The organism is Thermodesulfobacteriota bacterium, from assembly GCA_036397855.1.
GTDB lineage: Bacteria > Desulfobacterota_D > UBA1144 > Nemesobacterales > CSP1-2 > DASWID01.
Genome location: DASWID010000116.1, coordinates 1 through 3974, shown reverse-complemented (window position 1 = coordinate 3974; position 3974 = coordinate 1). Strand labels below are relative to the sequence as shown.

Annotated in this window: 2 protein-coding genes; both read right to left on the bottom strand. The window is 41.4% G+C overall.

Features of this window, described 5'->3' with window-relative positions:
• A partial coding sequence (locus tag VGA95_09240; protein ID HEX9666726.1) for a response regulator occupies positions 1 to 234 on the bottom strand: 234 nt, incomplete at its 3' end.
• 20 nt (positions 235 to 254) lie between these two features.
• Positions 255 to 3692 (bottom strand): two-component regulator propeller domain-containing protein, encoded by a 3438-nt coding sequence (locus VGA95_09235; protein ID HEX9666725.1) that lies wholly within the window; start codon positions 3690 to 3692, stop codon positions 255 to 257.
• Positions 3693 to 3974 lie beyond the last annotated feature (282 nt).

Here is a 3974-nt window from a genome sequence, read left to right as displayed (position 1 = left end):
CTCCATGCCGTCTAGTCTGGGCATTTTTAAGTCAAGGAGGATAACTTTTGGAAGGAAACTTGTTTTTTGCCCTTCGTAGGCACCTGTTCCATAAATAAAATCCAAAGCCTCCACACCATCCTTGAGGTGGACAAGCTTGTTCGCAAGATTTCTTTTCTTGAGAGCTCTAATGACTAAGGCAGCGTCCTCCTTACTGTCCTCAACCAGCAAAATTTCAATTTCTTCGTTACTCATATAAATGAATTTATGACCGCTTAGTTTTTTTTGATCAATGAAAAATAGAAGGTTGCACCCATCCCGACTTCTGCCTCCCCCCAAACTCTGCCTCCATGCCTCGTGATGATTCGTTTAACAAGGGCAAGGCCTACTCCTGTACCTTCAAACTCTTCCTCGCGATGCAATCGCTGGAAAACTCCAAAGAGCTTATCATAATACTTCATATCAAAGCCGGCTCCATTATCTTTTACATAATAGATGGCTTCATCTTCCTCTTCCCGTGATCCGATTTCTATTACCGGAGTGTCCTTTCCTTCTGAATACTTTATTGCATTTGATATCAAATTAGTAAAGACCTGGCTCAACAAACTGGAGTCACCATCCACTGGCAATAATGGATGAATCACAATATTGGCTTTTATTGATGGCGAAGAATATCTTATATCGTTTAGAATTGATGTAGCGAGTTTGGTCATATCTACGGCAGTTATTCGAAGGTCCTTTTTGCCCAGTTTGGAAAAAGTAAGGAGGTCGTCAATTAATCGCCCCATTTTCACTGTATTTCTTAAAACAGTTTCCATCAACCGCTTCCCCTCATCATCCAGTTTGTCAGTATGACCTTCGGATAACATTTTTGTGTATCCATGGATAGCGCGGAGAGGTGCGCGAAGGTCATGGGAAACTGAATAGCTGAAGGCATCAAGCTCTTTGTTAGAGGCCTCAAGCTTATCGATATTCTGCGCAAGATCAGTATTGAGTGACATTATCTTCTCCCGGGCAGCTTTTTGCTCAGTAATATCACGAACAAAAACAACGAACAGGTACTTTTCCTTGACAATTGTGGGTGAAATGCTGAGCGAAATATCAAACTCATAATCTTTTTTATGAAGCGCCTGTATTTCTATTGTTTTGTTAAGTACAGGCCCTTCTCCCGTTCGAATAAAGTGATGCAACCCCTTTTGATGAGACTCACGATAGCGGTGAGGGATGATGATGTCGTTTAGCGGTCGGCCGATTACTTCTCCTTCTGTCCATCCAAAAAGCACTTCGGATTTAGCGTTCCATTTGACAATTCGGCCATCTTCATCCATTGCAATAACTGCGTCTGGAGCATTTTTGATTATTGTTTGTACTTGTTCTTCGCTCTCCTTGATCTCTTTTGTCCGGTCTTTGACCAGCTTATTGAGAAGCACATTTGTTCTTCTTAGCTGTGTCACTCTATATCGGAAGGCCCCAAAAAGTACTGCCAAAAAGGCAAGCGCAACAATTATTCTGAACCACACTCTCTCCCATAAAGGAGGAACAATGTCAATCGCCAATAAAACTACCTCCTGACCCCAACTATTGTCTGGTTTTCTTGTTCTCACTTTGATTTCATAAGGCCCACTGAGCAGATCGATTAATTCAAAGCTTCTCCGATTACTTATATCGTACCACGTTGAATCTTTTATAGCGTATTGAAAGGTGTGCCTTTGCGCTTGTTTGAAATCGATCACAGTAAACGCTACCCCTATATCATTTTCTCTCCAACTGGCTCTGATTTTATCAATCATCAGGACATTTCTTAAACTGTCGCTACCAGGAAAGGTTAGCATCTTGTTATTAACAGTAACAGAAGTCTTCAGGATCTGAGGTACAGGATGATGAGCCAGTATTTCTTCGGGATTAAAGAAACTTAAACCATTTATCCCTCCGAAATAGAGTTTCCCGGTTGATGATTTAAAGTAAGCCCCGGTATTGAATTCATTGCTTTGTAAGCCATCAAAAAAATCAAAATTTCGGAATACTCCGTCTTTAAAATTGAAGGCTGATATGCCAAGATTAGTGCTTAACCAAAGTGTACCGGACTTATCTTCCAGCATACCGTAAACAACATTGTTCGGTAAACCATTGTTTTCAATATAGGTTGTGAAGGTACTGTCTCTTGTATTGAGCATGCTAAGACCTCCGCCCCATGTCCCAATCCATAAATTTTTATGGGTATCGCGGTAAAGGGATTTTATGAAAGAAGAATGAAGCGATCCACGTCCATCGATACTTGCTTTAAAGTGCTTTGTCAATTGTCCTTTTCTATCGTACAACCTCAAACCATCTTTGCATCCCACCCATAAGTGATCATCTTCAACCAACATGCAAGAGACTTCTTCCGGCAGATCGCTTGCCGGAATAAATAAAGACGTACGATCCGTCTTTCTGTCAAATAAATATATTCCATTTACAAGTGTCGCCAGAATGAGACTCGTATTATCCCATTCGGCAAAATAGTAGATGGACTTCAAAGAAATGTTTTTCGGAATCAACTTGTCGTCTGAGTAGAGCATGAAGCCACCTGATGTAGAGACCCAGATATTGTTTTGCCTGTCAGCACCAATCTTAAGGATTTGAAACAGGTCTTTGCTGTTGGAAAAATGCCTGGCTGACTTTGTTGTAAGATTGATTATATCCAGCCCCCGCGAGGTGCCCACCAATAATGTAGTGTCATCTGCGGTGTATATTGACGAAACATAATTTGACGATAGTGGCAATTGTGTTTGTTCACCCAGATAGGAGAACTGCGCAACATCCGGATTGAACTTGTTCAACCCATAACCAGAAGTGCCGACCCAAATAACATTATCGTGAGTTTGAAAAAGAACCCTTGCCCTGTCTTCAGAAAGACTATAATTGTTAGACCTATCATGGGCCAGTACGTAATTAACGATGTCATTTTTATCCAGCACAATCACTTTATTGGCCGCTATCCACAGTTCGCCATTCTTCGTCCTGATAACGTTGTTTACTGAAGCGGAACCACGCGGCAGGATGATCTGCTCCATTTTCTTTTTTTCGAAGTCATATCTAAAAAGACCTCTTGACGCAGCGAGATAGACCTTACCGTTGGGATCAAAGTAAATATGCTGAATACTACTATCATCAAGAAGCCTGACCCAGGTGGACTGAACAGAGGGTTTCATGAATACCCCGCGATCTGTTCCAACCCACAATCCATGCTCGGGGGTCTGAGCCGCATATGAAACCCGCATACCTTTAAATAATAGCAGGTCTTTATCAATAAAATACCTCTTTTGCTTCAAGTCGAAATTCATCAAGCCTTTGCTGGTTGACAAAAGCGCGGTGTATTCTCCGGTTAATAAAATATGATTGATATCTAAGTCCTCTGGTTCCTTGTTCTCCGGAAAAAAATTCTGAAAGCTATCTTTTCGATAATTATAAATACTAAGTCCTCTAACGGAACCTATCCAGATATTGCCTGCTGAGTCAACCGCCAGATCCAGGATTTGATTAAATTGAAGAGAGGTTGAGTCATTTTTCTCTTGGCCATATTTACGAAACTCCAACCCGTCATATCTATTCAATCCATCGCGTGTTCCAATCCACAGGAATCCAAATCGGTCCTGGGCCATACTCCTCACATCCGATTGGGAAAGACCCTCATTCACTGATATTCTGTCAAACCGGATATTCTCCTGCGCCATGCACAGATTGCCGGATATCACAATAAAGCTAAAAAGAGCTCTCCATAGCATTATTCAAGCGTTGAAATACTCATACAAGTTACCGAATATTCTGTTTCTGAGGCATTAAACCTAATGGAAGTCACGGTAATCGGTAATTAAACGATTACCAGATTGGCCGAGTTCATAAAATGAGGCGCTGCTATGTTTATAAAGAGCAAAATCATCCACCAGGTTCCATCTGCCCGAAACTGGATTGTGATGAACATAATCTAACAACTTTTCCAATGACTCCCTGGACTC

Bases quoted from the DNA above. Each gene is read 5' to 3' on its own strand.
- VGA95_09235 (HEX9666725.1), bottom strand. From the start codon at position 3,692: ATGGCGCAGGAGAATATCCGGTTTGACAGAATATCAGTGAATGAGGGT.